10 protein-coding genes are annotated in these 19240 nt (G+C 63.5%); 7 read left to right on the forward strand and 3 right to left on the reverse strand.

The window, feature by feature from the left end; all coding sequences use genetic code 11:
- The first annotated feature begins 2 nt into the window (after nucleotides 1-2).
- The 6 genes from PTE30175_RS04330 to PTE30175_RS04355 all read left to right on the forward strand — a co-directional run bounded on the left by PTE30175_RS04330 (nucleotide 3) and on the right by PTE30175_RS04355 (nucleotide 13532).
- Nucleotides 3-8876 (forward strand): Ig-like domain-containing protein, encoded by an 8874-nt coding sequence (locus tag PTE30175_RS04330; RefSeq protein WP_191628829.1) that lies wholly within the window; start codon nucleotides 3-5, stop codon nucleotides 8874-8876.
- 149 nt (nucleotides 8877-9025) lie between these two features.
- Nucleotides 9026-9517 (forward strand): hypothetical protein, encoded by a 492-nt coding sequence (locus PTE30175_RS04335; RefSeq protein WP_191628831.1) that lies wholly within the window; start codon nucleotides 9026-9028, stop codon nucleotides 9515-9517.
- A 46-nt stretch (nucleotides 9518-9563) separates the two neighbouring features.
- Entirely contained in the window at nucleotides 9564-10349 is a 786-nt protein-coding gene (locus tag PTE30175_RS04340) for an outer membrane lipoprotein-sorting protein (protein ID WP_150695836.1), read from the forward strand.
- A 12-nt stretch (nucleotides 10350-10361) separates the two neighbouring features.
- The gene (locus tag PTE30175_RS04345; RefSeq protein WP_191628833.1) at nucleotides 10362-11213 is read left to right on the forward strand and encodes a LolA-like protein; all 852 of its coding nucleotides are present in this window, start codon (nucleotides 10362-10364) and stop codon (nucleotides 11211-11213) included.
- A gap of 13 nt (nucleotides 11214-11226) precedes the next feature.
- Nucleotides 11227-12891 (forward strand): cytochrome c/ABC transporter substrate-binding protein, encoded by a 1665-nt coding sequence (locus tag PTE30175_RS04350; protein WP_150695837.1) that lies wholly within the window; start codon nucleotides 11227-11229, stop codon nucleotides 12889-12891.
- Between the two features lie 17 nt (nucleotides 12892-12908).
- Nucleotides 12909-13532, forward strand: coding sequence for an SCO family protein (locus tag PTE30175_RS04355; RefSeq protein WP_150695838.1), 624 nt, complete (start codon nucleotides 12909-12911; stop codon nucleotides 13530-13532).
- 60 nt (nucleotides 13533-13592) lie between these two features.
- Here PTE30175_RS04355 and PTE30175_RS04360 read toward each other — a convergent pair whose 3' ends face one another.
- The 3 genes from PTE30175_RS04360 to PTE30175_RS04370 all read right to left on the reverse strand — a co-directional run bounded on the left by PTE30175_RS04360 (nucleotide 13593) and on the right by PTE30175_RS04370 (nucleotide 17423).
- On the reverse strand, nucleotides 13593-14093 hold the full coding sequence (locus PTE30175_RS04360; protein ID WP_150695839.1) for a hypothetical protein: 501 nt from the start codon (nucleotides 14091-14093) through the stop codon (nucleotides 13593-13595).
- Between the two features lie 239 nt (nucleotides 14094-14332).
- Entirely contained in the window at nucleotides 14333-16303 is a 1971-nt protein-coding gene (locus tag PTE30175_RS04365; protein WP_150695840.1) for an APC family permease, read from the reverse strand.
- A 253-nt stretch (nucleotides 16304-16556) separates the two neighbouring features.
- The gene (locus tag PTE30175_RS04370) at nucleotides 16557-17423 is read right to left on the reverse strand and encodes a LysR substrate-binding domain-containing protein (protein WP_150695841.1); all 867 of its coding nucleotides are present in this window, start codon (nucleotides 17421-17423) and stop codon (nucleotides 16557-16559) included.
- Between the two features lie 125 nt (nucleotides 17424-17548).
- On the opposite strand from PTE30175_RS04370, the gene PTE30175_RS04375 reads away from it, so the two are divergent.
- Complete coding sequence (locus PTE30175_RS04375; RefSeq protein WP_150695842.1) at nucleotides 17549-19186, forward strand: gamma-glutamyltransferase family protein; 1638 nt, start codon at nucleotides 17549-17551, stop codon at nucleotides 19184-19186.
- Nucleotides 19187-19240 lie beyond the last annotated feature (54 nt).

Below are 19240 nucleotides of genomic sequence, written 5' to 3' on the forward strand. Positions count from 1 at the left end.
CGATGAGACCCATTCAGTTCAAGGCGACGCTTTGCGGCCTGGCCAAGGCGGGGATCGCGGCTTCGATGCTGGTGCTGGCGACTGGCGCAGCGTTTGCACAGACCGTCAGCCTTACGGCGAAGTCTGCCAATGCCGCGCTACCCGACGGACAGCTGGTGCCGATGTGGGGCTATAGCTGTGGCGCGGCCGCGTCGGCCACTTGCACGGCGTTGAACCCGAGTGCCGCCGCCCTCGGCAACTGGTCGCCGGTGGTGATCACCGTGGCCCCGGGCCCGCTGACGATCAGTCTCACCAACAATCTGCCTGCCGGCGTGCCAACGTCGATGGTGATCGTCGGGCAAGTTGGCGGCGGGCTTGGCGCGGCGCCGAGCCGGGCGGCGAACCCCGTACATGCGACGCAGGCTGCCACGTGGCCCATCGCAGGCAACTCGAACGGCGCGACGTTTACGCCGCCTACCCAGCTGCCCGCCGGCCGGGTCCAGTCGTTCGGCACGGAAGTGGCGACCAACGGGACCACGACCCTGAGTTGGACAAGCCTCAAACCCGGCACCTACCTGATCGAGTCGGGCACGCACCCGTCGATTCAGGGGCCGATGGGGCTCTACGGCGTACTGGTGGTCACCACGGCGCCGACGACCACCAACCCGGCGGGAACGGCCTATACGGGCGTGACCTACAACGCGGACGTCCCGCTGTTGCTGAGTGAAATCGACGCCGTGCAAAACGCTGCCGTGGCCAAGGCCGTGGCGACTGTCGGGTTCAAGGAAACGGCCAACGTCGTGTTGCGCGATACCGTCAGTGCGGTAACGGTGAACAGCGCCGGTACCGGCTATCATGTCGGCGACGCCGTGGCATTCTCCGGCGGCGTTGCCGCAGGGGACGCCTCGGTCGCAGCGGCCGCGACGGTCGCCAGCGTGGACGCCAACGGTGGCATCACGTCGATCAATGTCACCAGCGGGGGCTCGGGGTATTCCTCGGTGCCCGGCGCGACGGTGACGAGATCGTCGGGCACCGGCACCAACGCGGTGGTTACCGCGGTACTGGTCCTGGGTGGCGATATGTGCACCGGTGGTGCAGGCGCCTGCTATCCGCCAGCCGTGAACTACGATCCGCGCTATTACCTGATCAATGGCGTAGCCTTCGACCGAACCAATCTGGTCAAATCGCAATTCTCCGCCGCGGCGCCTGCCGCGACCGGCCAGGTTCTCCTTCGTTTCGTGAACGCCGGCCTGCGCATGCATGTGCCGACTGTGGTCGGTGCGCAGACAGGCACGCCGCCCGTCTCCGGATTCTCGCTCATCGCGGAGGACGGCAATCTACTGCCCGGCATTCGGAAGGTCCAGAGTGAAGTGTTCCTGGCTGCAGGCAAGACCTACGATGTCATGATGAACGCGCCCGCCACCGGGGCGCCGGCGCTGCCCGTGTTCGATCGCCAACTCAGTCTGTCGACGGACAATCAGCGCGACGGCGGCATGCAGGCCTATATCAGCGTCAACAACGGCGCGTTGCCGACCACGGCCGCCGGTCTGACCGCGGTCGCCAATAACGACACCTACAACCTGGTGCCCGGCAATCCGTTGATCGTCTCGGACCCGGCCAAAGGGGTGATCGCCAACGACATCGGCGTGTACGGCGTTACGCTCGTGCAGACGCCTGGCTCTGGGCCTAGCGCTGGCACGGTCAGCTTGAACCCTGATGGCACGTTTACTTATGTGCCGAATCCGGGCACGACGACAGACACGTTCACCTATTATGCCAACGGTAATCCGGCGATCCATGCAACTGTGACGTTGCAACCCTGCACGGTGATCTCCGGCTGCATGTCGGCCAACCCCCCGACGATCACTAACCAAAGCTACACCAGTACCGTCGCGTCACGGATGGTGTTGTCGCCGCCCGGCCTGCTGGCAAGTGCGAACGATCCTTCAGGGCTGAAGTTGACGGCGGCACTCGTAGGGAATGCCACGGGCGGCACCGTGACGGTTAATCCGGACGGCTCGTTTGCCGCCTCGCCGACCGCTGCGCCGGCCGCAGGCGGCACGGCTACCGTGTCGTTCCAATACAAGGCCGTCAATTCCCAAAACACCGCGGCCGTCAATGCGCAAAACACGTCGAGCCAAATGGCGACGGCCACGGTGACGTTCGTTGGGGGCAGCGGCCTTAACGTTGTCGTGAAGGACGCGCCGACCGGCCTGCCTATCAACGATTACCGCTGGATCATCGAGGAAGACCGCACCTTCCAGATCGACCCCGCATGTCAAGTGAATCAAACGAGCACGGCCACGCGGCCGGCCGGTTGTCCGCCGTTGCCCGTGCCGAGCGTCGGGACCAATTTCCACACCAGCTACATGCCGGTGGTTGCCTCCGGCTGCTGGGGCACGTTTGCCTGCGAAGCGGGGCAAACGGTCTTCGACCCGGCGAGCAATTCCCACCTGCCGGCCGTATGCGACATCGGCAACGGTAAGTGTCGTACGGACGCCGCGCAACAGACGCCGGTCAATCCGGGGCAGGTCGTGCTCGATCCGACCAAGCGCTACTACCTCTCGATCCTGCCCGGCGATGCCGGCAACCCGTTCGCCTCGGGCGCGGGCGCACCGGTGACGATGAATGGCACGACGAGACCGTTCAGCATCGCGACGGATTGCGGGACGTATGCAGTCGGGGCCGCGAAGTGGCTGCCGGGTACGGGCACCTGCGGCCACGGCTTGGGCGGCGCACCGCTCGCGGCCGGGCAGAAGTCGGTCAATGTGGTCCTGCAACAGACACCGCTACCGACCGCGACGGTTTCGGTGTACGTGTTCGAAGACGACTCCCCGCTCAATGGCGAAGTCGATGTCCACGGTGGGGTCGAGAATTTTGGAGACTCCCGCGAGCCGGGACTGGGCGGCTTTGAAATCAAGATGTGGGACGACTATGGCAGCACCGGTGATGCGACGGGACAGATGAGCTACGACATGTTCAACATGCCGCTGTCCAATGCCTTGCAGTCGAAGATCGATCCCGCCACCGGGCTGTACGCGTGCCCGATCTCCGTGAAAAAGGACGGGCTGGTGGGCATGATCCCGACGTGTCCGAAGTATGAATCCGACGGCAAAACCCTCTCGCCGCTCGTAGGCCAGGCCGTGATTACCAACCTGATGCCCGGCAGATACGGCATCATCGCCACGCCGGCCGCCGACAGAATCGGCCGGGGAGAGGAATGGCTGCAGACGAATACCCTCGACGGGCAGAAGGCACACGACTCTTTCATCCGGGTCGGCGGGCCGACGTACTTCCAGGAATTCGGGCCGGCGGGTTTCCACGTCGCCATCGGCTTTGCCAACCCGAAAATCATCAATGACCGCAGGACCAATGCTGCGAAGACCGGGCTGTGCGACGTGGCCGGCGCTGCGTGTGGCAATAGCATCACCGGCCGGGTCACCAACCTGCATTACAGCCGTCCGCCCAATGAGAACCTCTATGGCAGCGGCTCGCGCGACTCCCTGGCCTTTACGCAGTGCTACGTAAGCGCCGGTGATCCGGACGGCGACGATATTGCGTTCACCAAATGCAACCAGGACGGTACGTTCACGCTTTCCAACCTTCCTGACGGCACGATTCGGGTGACCGTGTTCGACCAGTGGAACGATCAGATCGTCGACGGGCTTGCCAAGGCTGTCGCCGTGAGTGGCGGCCAGACAGTCAACCTCGGGGACCTGCCGGTGCTCCAATGGCACACGAACCTTTACACGAGGACGTTCATCGACCTTCACGGGGATGGCGTCTCGCATCCTGACGACCCCGGGCTGGCGCTGGTGCCGACCAACATCCGTTTCCGGGACGGCAGCTATTCCAATTTCAACAACACGGACTTGAACGGCTACGCGCCATTCAACGAGGTATTCCCGCTGTTCAATTGGTACGTCGTCGACCCCGACCCGACCCGCTTCAAAAACACGGGCACGCATGTGGTCTATGACGCCGGCGGTCCGACGGACGGCACGGGTTTGCCCGGCGCCGGAACGTCGACGATTGCGAAGTTCTTTGCCAATACCGTGGAATCGTCGACCGCGCAGTTGCCGGCAGCCCTGCGGGTGCCGGGCGCTGTGTACTGCGGCAACGCCGACTGCACCGGCTATTCGATCAAGAACGGTCCGGGCAGCAGTGCCGCCAGCCCCTCAACCGGAAGAATCGATCCGCCTTGGGTCACCTCCATGGGATGGCAGGGTTTCTCCGGGCAGAACCAGTTCATCGAGTTCGGCAAGACGCCGTTTGTCGCCGGCGAAAACGGGGGCATCCGCGGTGAGGTCGCCTATGCCTCGACGCGGGCCTTCGATGACCCGACGCTGACGGTGCATGCGAAGTGGCTGCCCAACGTGCCGAACGTTACTGTCAACCTCTATCAAGAGGGTACGGCCGCGGACGGTACGACCAGCCTGAAACTTGTGGACACCACCAAGACCACAAGTTGGGACGATTGGGCGCAAGGTTTCCGCTCCGACGGCATGCCGAACATGAACTGCCCGGGCCAGGAAAACGGCACCAAGGACCCGTTCTTCTTCACGCTGGCTGGCAGCAAGCAGTGGCTCAACCCCAACACGGCGATGCCCAACAACTCCCAGTTCAAGTGCTACGACGGCATGCACGCCTTCAACCAGGTGCAACCGGCGCCGTTCGACGGCAGTTACCAATTCCCGAGCGTGACGGGAAGGGATCCGAATACCGGCAAGCCGACCGCCACGAACTGCAAGATTTGTACGGCGAATCCCTCGAAGGACGGCACTGTGGTTCTGCCGGCGGGCAAATACGTCGTCGAAGTGATCGTGCCGCCCGGCTATGAACTGATGAAGGAAGAGGACAAGAACATTCTCATCGGCGATAACTTCATCGCGCCGGTGACGCAGCAGTTCGGCGCCTTGACCAACATCTTCATCATTCCTGACCAGGCGGCGGTGAATGCCTCGCAGAACCCGAACAATGCGCAGAACCCGACTACGGATCTCGGTTCCTCGCCGCGGCGCGAGGGCGATACGGGCAGTGTCGAGCAGTTCTGGCCTTGCGTCGGTACGCTGCGCATCGTTCCCGATTACCTCAGCCTGTTCCCGGGCGCACTGGAAGTGGCGCCGTTCGCCGGTGCTTCCCGGCACCTGTGCGACCGCAAGGAAGTGCTGCTCAATGATCAGATGTCCGTGCAGACGAAGTTCTATATCTTCAGCTCGACACACGTCGCGGCGCACTTCACCGGCTTCATGCTGGATGACTTCTCTGCGGAGTTCGATCCGTTCTCTCCGCAATTCGGAGAAAAGTTCGCCGTGCCCAACGTGCCGGTTTCCCTGAAGGATTTCACCGGCAACGAAATGTCGCGTGTGTATTCCGACCAGTGGGGCATCTTCAATGGCTTGACGTATTCGACCTGGGAAGTCAACCCGCCGAATCCGACCGGTTACGCGCCGAACATGATGATCGCCTGCATGAACGATCCGGACAAGCCCGATCCTGCCAATCCCGGCAAGACGATCCGGGACCCGTTGTACAACCCGGCGTACAGCCAGTTCTGCTACGAAATCCCGTTCATGCCGGGGCTCACCCAGTACATGGATACCCCCGTGGTGCCGGTGCAGGCGTTCGCGAGTGGCTATAACCCGCCCGACTGCGCGTACCCGGACGCCACCCCGGCGGTCTCCACGGTACTTGGCGATTTGATCCCCAAGAATACCAAGATCGCCGCCAGCGGTAACGGCAACGGCCCGTGGGTCAGCCAACCGGGACACGTCCTGACCATCAACGCATTGGGTGACCAGACCGTGCCTAACAATGCCTACTCGGGACCGGCGGCGACGACTCCGCCGTTCAACCAGAAGTTCATCACGCGGCATTACGGCTTCGGTACGACGAAGGGAACCGTCACGGTTAACGGCTTCCCGGCAACCGTGAACGGGTGGAGCGATACGCAGATCCAGATCCAGGTGCCAGCGATCCCGCCGGCCGGGTTCCCCGTGCCTCCGGGGACGAAGGCATCGAGTTGCCCGATCCAGCAGCGCAACACGGGGTTCGGCGTCGGGCCAGCTTACTGCGGGGAGCTGGTGATAACGGCCGCCAACGGCAAGAAGTCGGTCGATGCGGTTACGGTCACCATCGGTGGCAAGACGCCGATCTATATCAGTGGGGAAAATGCCGCGAACAACGCGATCCAGAGCGTGATCGACGACACGACCAACGTCACGCCGGGCGACATGATTGTCGTCGGTCCGGGCACGTACAACGAAATGCTGCTGATGTGGCGGCCGCTGCGCCTGCAAGGGGTCGGCGCGCCGTCGGTCATCGTCAACGCCAATACCCACCCGTCCGGGAAACTGGACCCGTGGCGCAGGGAAGTCAACTGCCTGTTCGGCATCGCGCTGGACGGTGCCCCGATCACCGGCACCCATCCCTACGATCCGGCGAACCTCAACAGTTGTAAGCTGGGTTCCAGCATGGAGGGCAAGGTGGACGCGATTCCGTTCGAGCCCGTCTTCGGCTGGGACTCCAACGCCAACGGGAATCTCGCCGAACTCCTGATCGAGCCTTCGCTGATGGGTGCGTACGAAGGTGCCGGCATCACGGTGCTCGGCAAGGGCGTGACCGCCGACCCGGTCTGCGTCGCCAACGGCACCTGCCCGCCGCTGACGAACAGCAGCACGGATTGCAACAACAATCCGAGCAACTTCCTGTGCAATCCGTCGCGCATCGATGCCATGTCCTTCTCCAACAGCTCTCAAGGCGGAGGCGGTATCTTCGTGCACGGCTACAACCACAACATCGAGATTGCCAACAACCGCGTCTTCGCCAACGCCGGCACGCTTACGGGCGGCATCACGATCGGCCAGGTCGAGGTCCCGGACGGGATCATTGGCGGGGCGGATGGCAACACCCAGCAGCCGTTCAACTTCAACATGAACGTGAATGTGCATAACAACGCGGTCACGTCGAACGCTTCCTATGGCGACGAAATCAATTCGTCCACGCCAGCTTCGGCCGGCGGTGTGACGTTCTGCTCGGGGGCCGACAACTACCACTTCAACTACAACTGGGTGTGCGGCAACATGAGCAGCGGTGACGGTGGCGGCATGGCGCACTTCGGGTTCAGCTATAACGGCGACATCTCGCACAACTGGGTGTTGTTCAATCAGAGCAACAACCCGACGCTGCCCACCTACGGCGGTGGCATCATTGCCCAAGGTGTGCCGCCGGACGCAACGTTCTGCGAAAACGCGTTGGCGGATACCGACTGCGCGCCCGAGTTGTCCGACGGCATCGGCCCTAACCTGACGATCGACAGTAACCTGATCATCGGCAACACCGCGGAAAGCGGCAAGGGCGGCGGCCTGCGGCTGCAAGCTGTCAACGGCACTGATGTGCAACGCTACCCGACCACGCCGGCCGCATGGTACCAGGTCAAGGTGGTCAACAACATCATTGCCAACAACGTTGCCGGATGGGCAGGGGGAGGTGTGTCGCTGCAGGATGCGGTCGCGGTCAACTTCATCAACAACACGGTGGTTTCCAACGATTCGACCGCTTCGGCTGGCGTGCTCTTCAACACTGCGGCGGCCTCCCAGGCCAACGTTCCGCCACCGACGACCTGCGTCACGACCGGCTCGGAAACGGTCTGTACGCCGATCCCGACGCCGACGCCGAATACGTCGTATCCGTTGCCGGCCGGCCTCGAAACGGCGCCGCACACGGCATTGTTCAGCGCCGTGTTCCCGACGACGGGCGTGACGTGCCCGACGGGCGGTCCAAGCTGCGCGAAGTACTCGAACCCGGTGCTGACCAACAATATCTTTTGGCAGAACCGTTCGTTCAGCATCCAGGTCGGAGGGCAAGGTGCCGGAATCCAGCAGAACATCGTGACGCTGCAACCCGCGTTGCCGAGCCAGACGTCGACCGGCAGTTGCCCCTCGGGCGCCAACTACTGGGACATCGGCGTCTACAACGACAAGGGGCCGCGCGACCATAGCTCGGGATTGACGCTTAACCCGACCTTCTCGATCCTGACTGACACGACGGGCTACGCCGGGACCAACAAGGGTACCGCTCCGGGCGTCATCAGCCAGTATTGCAATGGCGCGCGCGTGCCGCCGGAAAATGGCGGCCTGGGTTACGCCGTGCCCCCGGGCATTGCGGATGCGGTGTTGCCGAATCCGATGTTCGCCTTGCAGCCGTCGGCAGTGCCGGACGAGGGTAACAACTGGATCAACATGTCCTATGGACCGCTCTCGTTGGTGAACGCTTCGATCGCGTCGGGCAGCCCGGGGTACAACGCGATGCTCGGCAACTACTCGATCACGTCGAGCTCGGCCGCGTACAACGTAGGCACCGGGGCGGGTGCGCCGCCGGTCGACATCTTCGGGACGCAACGGCCTCAACCCCGGTTCGGGGGAAGCGGTATCGACATCGGCGCCGTCGAGGTCCCGGGCTTGTTGTCGGGCGGTGCGGGTCCTCTGCTCGCGAGCCTTACCGGTGGACCGGTCGGCACGACCACTTCGGGTGGCCCGGCACTTGCGCCGTCGACGCAGCCGTTCGGGACTGTCACGCGCGGGACTACCGGGCCGGTTCACCTGTTCACGCTGACGAATTCCGGCAGCACGACAGTCTCCGGTATCGGGAACCCGACGACCACGCCGACCGGATCGGGTTTCGTTATCGTCCCTCAGCAGACGAACTGTGGCTCGGTCAATCCGGTGAACACGGCGAACTCCCGGGTCACGAGCCTGGCGCCCGGCGCGAGTTGTGTGATCGCCGTGCAGTTCAATCCGCCCGCGACCGCTGGTGCAGGTTCCACGCAGAACGGAACGCTCAACATTACGGATTCGCCGGGCACGCAGACGAGCAGTCTGCAAGGGACGGCGCAATGAGAGGCGGTACGTTTCGGGCTGCGGGTGGCGTGTGAAGTCACCCGTGAACCGGCGGCGAAGGTAAGGGGCGATGGGGCGGGCACGGCACGCGCCGTCGCCCGCCGAGCCCAAGCCGCTGCGCAAGCGGGTCAACGGGGGGAAGGTCGACCATGTCGAATCAGATGTCGCAGTGGATAGCATTGACGGCGTTGTTCGCGCTCGGCGGGTGTGCCAGCATGGCGTCGGTGGACTCGGCGCGGGACACTGCACCGGCGTCGGCCAGCACTTCCCCCTACTACCCGGTGCAGCTGACTAGCGTCGCGATGGCGTACTACGACCTCTATGGGGGCGTCGAACATCTACGTGTGCGCCGCACCGCATCGGGCAATCTGGTTCGCTTCAGTTTTCGCGTGACCGACCCCGTGGTGGCCAGCGCGCTGGGCGACAAGCGGGCGACACCTTACCTGTACGGACAGCGCAGCCATGCGCTGTTGCAGGTCCCGGTCATGGACAAGATCGGCCCGCTGCGGCAGGCGGGCCCATTGATAGGCGGTAGAGAATATTGGGTGGTGTTTTCCAACAAAGGTGATTTCATCAGGGCCGGGGATCGCGTCAATGTGATCATCGGTTCCTTTCATATCGACGGCTTGCTGGTCGAGTGACCAGGCGAGCGCGTTCGATAAGGCATCAACCGGGGAGGATAGCGTGATGAACCGAGTTCATTTTCTGGCATGGAGCCTCGCGGCACTGGGGGCATCGGTCACCATGGCGGCTACCGCCGCGCCGGCGGGCGGCCTGAGCGCGGCCCAGGTCATTGACAAGAATGTGGCGGCGCGCGGCGGGCTACAGGCCTGGCGGGGGGTCGACACCCTGGTCATGTCGGGCCAGCTCGATGCCGGCGGCAAGAAGGACGTGAAGCTGCCGTTCGTGATGACCATGAAGCGGCCGCACAAGAGCCGTTTCGAGCTTCGCTTCGAGGGGCAAACGGCGCTGCAGGTCTACGACGGACAGCAAGGCTGGAAGGTCAGGCCCTACCTCGGGCGCGATGAAGTCACCCCCTACACGCCTGCCGAGGCTCAATCGGCCGCCGCATCGGCGGAACTCGACGGGCCGCTCGTCGATTACGCCAGGAAGGGGACCAAGGTCGCGCTCGAAGGCACCGAATCGGTCGAGGGACACCGCGCCTACAAGCTCAAGCTGACCATGAAGGATGGTACGGAGCGACGCCTGTGGATCGACGCGACGAGCTTTCTCGAACTGAAGATAGACGGTGAAGCGCGCAAGCTGGACGGCAGACCTCACAAGGTTGCCATTTACTATCGCAACTACAAGCCCGAGCATGGCCTGAGCGTGCCGCACGTCCTGGAGACCGTCGTCGAAGGCGTCAAACCGGCCAGGCGAATGACGATCGACCGTGTGGCGGTCAATCAGCCGATCGATGATGCCGCGTTCGCGAAACCGGCGTTGGCATCGGCCAAGGCGGCCGCCCACTAGGAGGAGCCCGCCATGACGACGAGACGGATGGCGATCTGGGCGCTCGCGGCTTGCTTCTCACTGGTGGCGTGCGCGGACGAACAACGCGCACCGGCCGATCTGAGCGCGGCCCAGATCGTCGAGAAATACGTCCACGCGAGGGGAGGTGTGGACGCGTGGCGCAAAATCGAAACCATGGTGTGGTTCGGACACGTGGAGGGGTCGACCACGCCGGCGCGTTTTGTCCTTGCCCTGAAGCGCCCCAACAAGACGCACTATGAGGTCTTCGCGTCCAACCGCATGGCCCTGCGCGTCTACGACGGGGCCCGCGGCTGGAAGCTGCACCCGGCGGTGCGCGGCACGAAGCCGGAGATGCAGCCTTACACGCCTGAGGAGCTGAAGTTCGCGCATGACGAACACGTCATTGACGGCCTGCTGATCGATTACGAGGCCAAGGGCGTCGCCATCGCGCTCGATGGTCTCGACGAGGTCGAGGGGAAAAAGGCCTACCGGCTCAACGTTACCCTGCCATCGGGCACCACGCGCCACGTATGGATCGACGCGCATTCGTTTCTGGAGGTCAAGGAGGACCGCGAGGTGCACAGCGTGCTCGGGCAGACGGCTACGGTCGTGGTGTACTACCGGGACTACCGGACGGTCGAGGGCTTGAAGATACCGTTCATGATCGAAAGCGGCGTTGTGACGGCCACGGCGACGAACAAACTCGTGATCGACAAGCTGACGCTCAATCAGCCATTGGAAGATCGGCTGTTCGAGAAGCCGGTCGTGCCCAGCGGCGCGTCGACATCGGCGGGAGTCGACACCTGGCCCGGCACCGGCAGCGTCGGCCTGCCAAATCGGGATCAGCCTCCGGCCAGCCGGTAGATGGCCGATCATCATGCTGCCAAGGCGACCCATACAGAATGCTTTTGCCGATGCGCGACGGCGCGTCGTGCGCGCGCTGGCGGCAGTCTTCGTCGGGGGCGCGCTCACGTTCGTCGTGGGCCACGCCTGCGCGGGTGAACCGGTGGATGCCGGTGAAACGATTTTCCGCCGCGGCATACTCGGTTCGGGGGAACTGCTCGAGGCAGGCCGCGAAGGCGGCCTGCGCATGGAGGGCGCGGCTGCGGCCTGCATCAACTGCCACCGGCGCAGCGGGCTTGGCGCCAAGTCGGGCCAGACCTCGATTCCACCGATCGCCGGCAGGTATCTCTACCACCCTCGCGCCCAAAGCCGCGAAGACCTCGACCTGCCTTACGTCGAAAGTGTCCGTTTCGATCGCGATCCATACACCGACGCCACCATCGCCCGTGCGATTCGCGACGGCGTCGACTCGCAAGGCAGGCCGCTCAGCTATCTGATGCCGCGCTTCGCGTTGAATGATGCCGACATGGCGGCGCTGATCGCTTACCTCAAGCGCCTTGATGTGCGCAGGGCGCCAGGGGTTACCGACACCGAACTGCACTTCGCCACCATCATCACGCCGGAAGCCGACCCCGTGAAGCGGCGCGGCATGCTCGATGTGCTGGAGCACTACTTCGCCGACAAGAACGCATTTCCGCTTGGCGCCACGCCCGCGCTTCGCACCTCGCGAAAAATGATGTTCATGGTCAATCGCCGCTGGAAGTTGCACGTCTGGGAGTTGACCGGCCCGGAGGCGACCTGGCAGGACCAGCTGGCCCGGTATATGGCGGCGGAGCCGGTCTTCGCGGTGGTGTCGGGGCTCGGCGGCACGCACTGGGCGCCGGTCCACGCATTCTGCGAGCAGGCGAAAGTGCCTTGCCTGTTTCCAAATGTCGAGGTGCCCGTCGCTGACGATGGTGCGTTCTATCCCCTTTACTACTCGAAGGGCGTGGTGCTCGAGGCGCAACTGATGGCGACACGAATCCTTGGCGCGCACAGCGGCAAGGTGCCCGGGACGGTGTGGCAGGTCTACCGCGCGGGCGACAGCGGCGAGGCGGGCGCGAAGGCGTTCGCCGCCGCCCTGAAGGGGCATGGCGTCACGGTCTCCAGCCGCGCACTCGCGCCGGGCGAGCACGCCGCCCGGGCGCTGCGCGGCATCTCTCGCGCGGACACGCTCATTCTGTGGCTGCGCCCGGGCGATGTCGCGGCGCTCGGCACGGCGCCGCCCGCGCAGAACGTGTACATGTCGGGCCTGCTGGGAGGGCTCGAGCACACGCCTTTGCCGCCGGGCTGGCGCGGTGTGACGGAGATTGCGTATCCGTTCGACCTCCCCGAGCGTCGGCGCGTGCGGGTCGACTACGCGCTTGGCTGGTTCGCAATCCGACGCATTCCCGTGGTGAATGAACAGGTGCAGGCGGACACGTTCCTTGCCTGCGGACTGCTCGCCGAGACGCTGAGCCACATGACCGATACCTTTGTCCGCGACTATCTGGTCGAGCGCGCCGAGGACATGATCGAGCGTCGCATCATCACCGGCTACTATCCGCGGCTGACGCTCGCGCCAGGCGAGCGATTCGCTTCGAAGGGCGGCTACCTTGTCCGTTTCGCCGATCGCGAGGGTACACAGCTCGTGCCCGACGGCGATTGGATCGTGCCATAGTGCAAGAGGAGATTCCAATGAGAGTGCCAACATACCTATTGGGTAGCGCCCTGGCGCTTGCCACCGTGGCCACGATTGTAGTCGTTGACCCGCTTGCACAGGCCCATGAGGGGGCCGATCCGCACGCCCAGCATCATATGATGCAGGGCACGATGACATCCACCATGGACTACACGTTGCCCGCGGTGAATCTGGTGCGCGATGATGGCCGGACCGTCTCGCTGAAAGACGCACTGGACGATGGACGCCCGGTATTCCTGACTTTCATCTACACCGCATGTACGTCGATTTGTCCCGTGATCAGTCACACGCTCTCCCAACTGCAGGACGAGCTCGGTGCGAACCGGGACAAGGTGCACATTGTCTCGATCTCGATCGACCCGGAGAACGACACGCCGTCAGTGCTGCGAGCGTATGCGAAGAAATACGGTGCGGGCCCCGAATGGCAACACTACACGGGGAGTGTCGCTGCGAGCGTGGCGACGCAGAAGGCCTTCAACGTGTTTCGCGAGGACAAGATGGACCATAGTCCGGTGGTCCTGGTCCGCTCTGCGCCCGGCAAGCCTTGGCTGAGGATCGATGGGTTTGCAACCGCGGAGGACCTGTTGCACGCGTATCACGATCTTGTCGCGTCCAACTGAACGCGGCGGGCAGATGACTGATTCATCTGCCCGTTCTACTCGGGCGCCGGTCCGAATCGCTCAGAAATGCACACCAAAGTATCCGGGTGCAGTGATGAACAGCCTGGCGTCAGTACTCGGCGGATTGAACGAGCGAAGCCAGAGCATCTGGTAGGACACGTCCAGGCCGTTGCCCGGCTCGATCAAGGTCTGGCCATCCGCGGCATCGACGCCGAGATGACTCTGCATGGCTTGCAACATCCCGCCCTCTACCAGCGGCGGTGCCCCCGACTTGGCGCGATATGCAAAGAACACCTCGCGCCAGTCCGGCAGCGCGGGTGGCACGATGGCCAATGCGAGTGGCGGAGATCCCGGCGGCGAGTGCGACGGCGAGGAGGGCGCAGGTACTCGCTGCAGTGACCCGCTGGACCCAGTTTCGACGGTAGCCGAGGCAACCGCCGCGGTCCCGCCATCGGTGCGTGCGACGACGCAAACGTCGGATGCCCCGGGAATGCCGGGCATGCCGGGCGTCAGGGGGAGTGCAAAGCATAGACTCACCCAGGCGGGTAGCGACTTTTTCATGACATCCTCGAGGGGACAGGCGGTCGACCCACCTTTTTCCCCGAAGCATGAGCAAAGTTCACGCCATGGCGTTTAGCTGCATGATTCTCAAGGACTTTTTGCTGACGCCAAATAAAAAGTATAGCTCTGTAGTGCGACGTGTTTCAAAATTGAAACACGTCCTTAGAAAATCTAAACAACTCATGCATCAAGCCTCTGAACAATCCCGGTACCTTCCTCGGGACTGGCGCTATGGCCTGTCACCCCACGTTCATCGGCAACAACACCATTTGCCGCCCTTGCAGATGCAGACGTGACTGTATTTCGACGGGCGTCCGATTATGCAGCCATGCGGACAAGAAATTGACGCGCTTGAAGATCAGCTTGCTGGCGAAGCAAACGCTGTTGGGATATTCATCCATCGCCTTATCGGCAAGCTTCATGAATTCGACGATCGGGTTCGTGCCAAAGCCGATCTCGTAGTCGGCAGCGATGCCGTGCCGGCGGCACTGCGCCATGTAGTAATCGAGCGATGACGTGATGGTTTGCCGCAGGCGCTCCAGATGCTCCGCGCCGTCGTAGCTCTGCGCATCGACCTCGCCGACCGCAAGGAAGATGAAGTTCTTGAAATGTCCGGGAAACAGCCGATTGACCCACAGCAGCGCGTGCATGCTGGCGCCACGGTGCTTGCCGACCATCAGGATCGCGGTCGGTTGTGACGGATCCGGCTTCGCCGGCGCTTCACCGTCGGCAGCCGGCGGCATGTCGGCAAACAGCGCGTCCTCCTTGGCCAGCTGCGCACGCGTCTCAGTGTAGTGCCGCTTGATCAGCACGCACACGACGATCACCGCGCTCGTGACCAATACCGTCAACCAGCCGCCGGCCGTGAATTTCTCGATCAGCGTAATGACCAACACCGTGCTGGTCACCGAGAGTCCCAGCGCCGACAGGGCAAAGTGCTTGCCCCAGGTCTTGTCTTCATGACGCCGCCGCCACCAATAGGTGCTCAATCCCAGCAACGACAAACTAAATGTCAGGAATACGTTGATGCTGTACAGCACGACAAGCACGGACACATCGCCGTGCGTCCAGAACAGGATCATCAGGCTCGCGACACCCATCACGATGATGCCGTTCTGCCGGACGAGTCGTGCCGACAAGTCGCGGAAATGGCGCGGCACCCAGGAATCGGAAGCCATATTGGACAGCACGGCCGGGCCGTCCAGAAAGCCGGTTTGCGCCCCGACCAGCAACAGTCCCGCTTCAAAGGCCAGCACCGCCGCCAGCAGCGCATTGCGCGCAAACGACGACCCGAGTCCAAGATGATCGATGACGCTGCCGAACACCACCGCGTTGAGCGTTTGGCCCTCGACCGGCCGGGCATGCCACAGCATGTAGAGCAGGATGATCCCGCCTGCCGTGAATGCCAGCGACGTGGCCATATAGAACATCGTCACCTTGCCGTTCGGCGTACGCGGCTCCGCCAACATATTCACGTTGTTCGACACCGCTTCGAGGCCGGTGTAAGTCCCGCCGCCCAGCGAGAACGCGCGCATCAACAGCGCCGCGACCACGACGGGGCCGAACGCGCTCGACATGCTGTGTGCCTCGCCGATCGCATCCGGCACCACGGCGGGCAGATAGCTCCCGTGCACCGCAACGCCGTAGACGATCAGCCCGAGGTGCAGCACGACAAAGCCCACGAAGATCGGCAGCAGCACGAGAATCGATTCCTTCATGCCGCGGAAATTGAGACCGGTCATCAGCACGATCAAGGTCAGTTCGGTCGTGAGCTTGAACGCCTGCGCGCTGACCGGCAGCAGGCTGAAGAAGGCGTCGACGCCGCTGGCAAGGGATGTCGCGATCGTCAGCACGTAATCCACCAGCAGCGCGGCACCCGACACCAGCCCGGGACGAGGGCCCAGCAACGCTGTCGCGACGCGATAGCCGCCGCCGCCCGTCGGAAACAATTCGATGACCTGGTTATAGCCGAGCGCGATGATGAAAACCGTCGCCGCTGTCGACAACGCAAGGAACAGCGCCAGCGGTGTGTGTTGACCGAGCGCGAGAAAGGCTTCTTCAGGACCGTAGCAGGAGGAAGACAGGCCGTCCGCGCCGAGGCCGACCCACGCCAGCAGCGGCGTGACAGCAATGGCATGCCGAGTGCGCGGATCGAGGGGATCGAGCGGCTTGCCGATCAGCAGTTGCCAAACCTTGTGGACGGCGGCCATAGCGTCTCCGGGGGGCGGGTCCAGAAGCGGCGGAACGATTACCGGCGAGCGCAGCGCACTGCCCTTGCACAGGTGAAAGGACGCCGTATCGTTATCGTCTTTTGCCGCAAAAGTGTAAGTCAGTTCAATACGGTGCGCCAGTCGGCGATACCCCGGCGAGCGCCGCCGGTGCAAAATTTTTACGGATTTTTTACACGGTACGGCCACCGAATTGCGCCACCATGACGCGGCATGTGAAGTAGCGCCCGCGCGCTCACCCCGCGTGCAGCATGTCGGCGATCGCGTCGGTGATGCCCGCCTGGGCGGAGTTCACGCGTTGGATCATGCCGACGGAACGCAGGACCGGCGGCTCGGCGATCGGGATCACGCGCAGCGCCGCATCGCTCTGCCAGTCGCCGCGATGCAGCAGCGGCAGCACCGATACACCGACGTTCTGCCGAATGAGCGCGACGATGGTCTCGATGGAGTTGAGCTCCAGATACTCGTTGACCTCGAGGCCCGCCGACGTCAGCGCTTGCTGTACCACCTGTCCGGTCCGCACACGGCGGTCGAAACGCAGAAACGGATGCGTGTGCAGGATGCGTTGCGCATCGGTGTCGGTGATGTCGCGATTGACCACGAGCATCATCGGCTCCGTATAGAGCGGCACCCAGGCAAGCCCGGACGGCAGCGTATGATCCGTGCGCGCCACAACGGCCGCGATATCCACGTCGCCCTGCTCGACCATTGCCGTCAGCTCTTCGGAACGCGCCGACGTCAGGCGCACGTCCAGCAATGGATGCGCTGTTTTCAGGCCCGCCACCACCAACGACAGCGCGCCAATGACCGATACGACTGCGCCGATGCTCACCGGCCCTTGCATGACCGCCGCCGGCGGTGCTTCCAGTTCGTCCAGCATCGATAGAATCGCCTCGACTTTCGGCAGCAACTCGTGGCCTTGCCGCGTCAAGGCGATCTGTCGCCCGCGCCGGTCGAACAACTGCCGGCGCAGCGCTTCCTCCAACCCGCTCATCTGCAGACTGACCGCCGCTTGCGTCAGCGGCGCCTTCTCGGCCGCCGCGGCGAACGAGCCCGTCTTCGCCGCCAGGCGAAAGGTCTTCAACATCCGGATGGTGACCATGCTTGATTAAATTTTATTTAATTGTCGATAATTAATATTAATATTCTTTGATTGTAATGGGAATGCATAATTGGAGGTGATGTTCGAGTCACGGCATTCTTTCTCACTTCATGACGATCGCTTCGATGAAAACCTTCGACTGGCACAACCCGTATCCCACCGTGCGCATGCCGGTGTTCGCACGCAATATCGTCTCGACGTCGCATCCGTTGGCGGCGCAGAGCGGCTTGCGCATCCTGTGGCAGGGCGGTAACGCCGTCGATGCGGCGATTGCCGCCGCCGCCGTCATGACGATCGTCGAACCGGTATCGAACGGTCTCGGCAGCGATGCCTTCGCGCTCGTCTGGGACGGCAAGGAACTGCATGGCCTGAACGCGTCCGGCGTGGCGCCGGCGGCGTGGAACGTGGACTATTTCAAGCGCAAATATGGCGAGGACAACGGCCTGGCGCTCCAGCCCAAGCGCGGCTGGGATACGGTGACGGTGCCCGGCGCCATCGCCGGCTGGGAGGCGCTGCATGCGAAGTTCGGCAAGCTGCCGTTTGCCGATCTGATGGCGCCGGCCATCGAAATCGCGGAGCGCGGCCATGCGGTCGCGAATATCGTCGCGCATAAATGGGCCGCTGCCGTACCGGAATTGCGCGATCAGCCGGGGTATGCCGCGGCCTTCATGCCGCACGGCCGCGCGCCGGAAACGAGCGAAATGATGCGGTTCCCCGGGCATGCGGCCGCACTGCGCATGCTCGCCGAGCAAGGGCCGCGCGCTTTCTACGAGGGCGAGATCGCCGATCGTATCGCCGCGTATGCCCGCGAAGGCGGCGGGGCGATGACGACCCAGGATCTGCGCCAGTACAGGGCCGATTGGGTCACGCCGATCTCGAAGGACTATCACGGTTACACCGTCCACGAAATCCCGCCGAACGGGCAGGGGATCTCCGCGCTGATGGCGCTCGGCATGCTCGAGAAATTCGACGTGAAATCGCTCACGGTCGACCGGATCGAGTCGCAGCACTTGCAGATCGAAGCCATGAAGCTCGCGTTCGCCGATCTGTACCAATACGTCGCCGATCCGCGTTCGATGGCTGTCACCCCCGAGGAGATGCTCGACGACGCGTATCTGACGGAACGTGCGAAGCTCATCGACCCGAACAAGGCCCGGCACTTCGACTTCGGCATGCCGAAATCGGGCGGCACCATCTACCTCACGGCCGCCGACGAGCACGGCATGATGGTCAGCTTCATCCAGTCGAACTACATGGGCTTCGGCTCAGGGGTGGTCGTGCCGGGCTTGGGGATCTCACTGCAGAACCGCGGCTGCGGCTTCTCGATGGACCCGAGATCCGCCAATGTCGTCGAGGGGGGCAAGCGGCCGTTCCATACGATCATCCCGGCGTTCATGACGCAGGAGGTCAACGGCAGGCGCGAAGCGGTCATGAGCTTCGGTGTGATGGGGGGGGACATGCAACCGCAAGGCCATGTGCAGAAGGTCGTGCGCATGATCGACTACGGCCAGCAGCCGCAGGCGGCTTGCGATGCGCCGCGCTGGAAGGTCAACCGCGATTTCTCGGTCGATGTGGAGACGACGATGAACCGCGACACGGTCGAAGGGCTGAAGGCGCTCGGCCACACGCTCAAGTCCATCGACGATCCGTATATGGACTTCGGCTCCGGCCAATTTATCTGGCGGCTCGACGCCGACGATCCCGAGCGGGGCTACGTGGCGGCCAGCGACAGCCGCCGCGACGGGCTGGCTGCGGGCTTCTGAGTACCGTCCCCTCCCCGCGAGGGGAGGGGCGGCGTGAAGCGGGTTCAGCGGGGA

Origin of the sequence: Pandoraea terrae (assembly GCF_902459695.1) — a bacterium.
GTDB classification, from domain to species: Bacteria; Pseudomonadota; Gammaproteobacteria; order Burkholderiales; family Burkholderiaceae; genus Pandoraea; species Pandoraea terrae.

What these genes read in the sequence shown, in the direction of transcription:
- PTE30175_RS04330 (WP_191628829.1), top strand. Translation starts at nt 3, where the DNA reads ATGAGACCCATTCAGTTCAAGGCGACGCTTTGCGGCCTGGCCAAGGCG.
- PTE30175_RS04335 (WP_191628831.1), top strand. Translation starts at nt 9,026, where the DNA reads ATGTCGAATCAGATGTCGCAGTGGATAGCATTGACGGCGTTGTTCGCG.
- PTE30175_RS04340 (WP_150695836.1), top strand. Translation starts at nt 9,564, where the DNA reads ATGAACCGAGTTCATTTTCTGGCATGGAGCCTCGCGGCACTGGGGGCA.
- PTE30175_RS04345 (WP_191628833.1), top strand. Translation starts at nt 10,362, where the DNA reads ATGACGACGAGACGGATGGCGATCTGGGCGCTCGCGGCTTGCTTCTCA.
- PTE30175_RS04350 (WP_150695837.1), top strand. Translation starts at nt 11,227, where the DNA reads ATGCTGCCAAGGCGACCCATACAGAATGCTTTTGCCGATGCGCGACGG.
- PTE30175_RS04355 (WP_150695838.1), top strand. Translation starts at nt 12,909, where the DNA reads ATGAGAGTGCCAACATACCTATTGGGTAGCGCCCTGGCGCTTGCCACC.
- PTE30175_RS04360 (WP_150695839.1), bottom strand. Translation starts at nt 14,093, where the DNA reads ATGAAAAAGTCGCTACCCGCCTGGGTGAGTCTATGCTTTGCACTCCCC.
- PTE30175_RS04365 (WP_150695840.1), bottom strand. Translation starts at nt 16,303, where the DNA reads ATGGCCGCCGTCCACAAGGTTTGGCAACTGCTGATCGGCAAGCCGCTC.
- PTE30175_RS04370 (WP_150695841.1), bottom strand. Translation starts at nt 17,423, where the DNA reads ATGGTCACCATCCGGATGTTGAAGACCTTTCGCCTGGCGGCGAAGACG.
- PTE30175_RS04375 (WP_150695842.1), top strand. Translation starts at nt 17,549, where the DNA reads ATGAAAACCTTCGACTGGCACAACCCGTATCCCACCGTGCGCATGCCG.